The organism is Variovorax defluvii (assembly GCF_039541515.1).
Taxonomy (GTDB): Bacteria; Pseudomonadota; Gammaproteobacteria; order Burkholderiales; family Burkholderiaceae_C; genus Variovorax; species Variovorax defluvii.
In genome coordinates this window covers 1-1,116 of record NZ_BAABGJ010000031.1, presented here as the reverse complement: position 1 = coordinate 1,116, position 1,116 = coordinate 1, and the positions used below count along the sequence as shown (strand labels likewise).

Genomic DNA, 1,116 nt, shown 5'->3' with positions numbered 1-1,116 from the left:
CCCACCGATGAGGTGAAGGCGTGCGGGCACTGTTGCCACGGTGCCTTTCCTCGCCGGACTGCGCCGCCGCGAGCGGTCAAGGGCCGCGAAGGCGGCGACGCGCGCAGCCTCAAGCGGGTGTGGCTGTTCGTCCTTGCCATCGCCCTGCACAACCTGCCCGAAGGGACGATCCCTTCCCTCCTATGAACCTTTTCCTGCTGTTGTGATGGACGAGGCGTGGGCTATGATCCGCGCGCTTCAAATAACACCCAAGATTGGGGAGGAAATCCATGGCAATGGCAACGCGCGGAAGCGCACGGAGCGTTCGTGCACCCGTCGAGCGCTCCTTCCGCGTCACAAAGCGGCCCGCCCAACTGACATGGGTTCGCTTCGACAAGCTCGCCAAATATGTGTGTGTGCTGTTTGTAGTGATGCTTCTGGCGCATGTTGCCCATGCACTGGTCCCGCCTCAGTCCGAATATGAATACAGAGTCGCTGGCTGGAGCGCTGGCGCATGGCAAGCCGATCCGCATCAGGCCTGTATCGATTGGCACATGGCGACGAACGGCCATGGTGGCTTCTACCTTCAAACTCAGGCGGAATCAGGGACCGCCCCAAATGGGCTGGTGTGCCACGCTACCGTGGGCAGTTCGCCCAATGGCCCATGGTCCGGCGATCATCAGAACGGGCTTTCGTTTCAGCTGATCTGCCCAGCGCATAGCACCCGCTCGGGAAGCGCGTGCACATGCATTCAGGGTTTCATTGATGGTTCTGGTGCCTCCGCCGGGCAGTGCGTGCCCCAGCTACCACCCGATGCCACTGACGGCGCACCACAATGCAGGGCCAACACTGCAGGTTTGTTCGCGGGTAATCCGATCGCCCCCGGAACTGGAGAGAAGTTTCAATCCGAGACGGATTGGTCTGATTCCGGGCCGAGCGCACTAAGCTTCGATCGCCAGTACCGGAGCAACTGGGCGGGCCGTCCCATGGGTCCGGCTTCCGGGCTGGGGCCTGGCTGGACTCACAACTACAGCATCGGACTCGCGGCCTTGCCAAGCGCTGGGCCGCTGAATGTCACCATTGCCTTGCCGGAAGGCTACGTACGGACCTTCAGTCGCACCTCCATCACCGGAGCCT

1 protein-coding gene and 1 pseudogene are annotated in these 1,116 nt (G+C 62.2%); both read left to right on the top strand.

From position 1 onward, the window contains the following. A pseudogene (locus ABEA07_RS28640) lies at positions 1 to 186 on the top strand (hypothetical protein); the annotation flags it as partial. Positions 187 to 269: 83 nt separating this feature from the next. Next, positions 270 to 1,116: DUF6531 domain-containing protein (locus ABEA07_RS15390; protein WP_345538910.1), on the top strand; the 847-nt coding region annotated here is incomplete at its 3' end.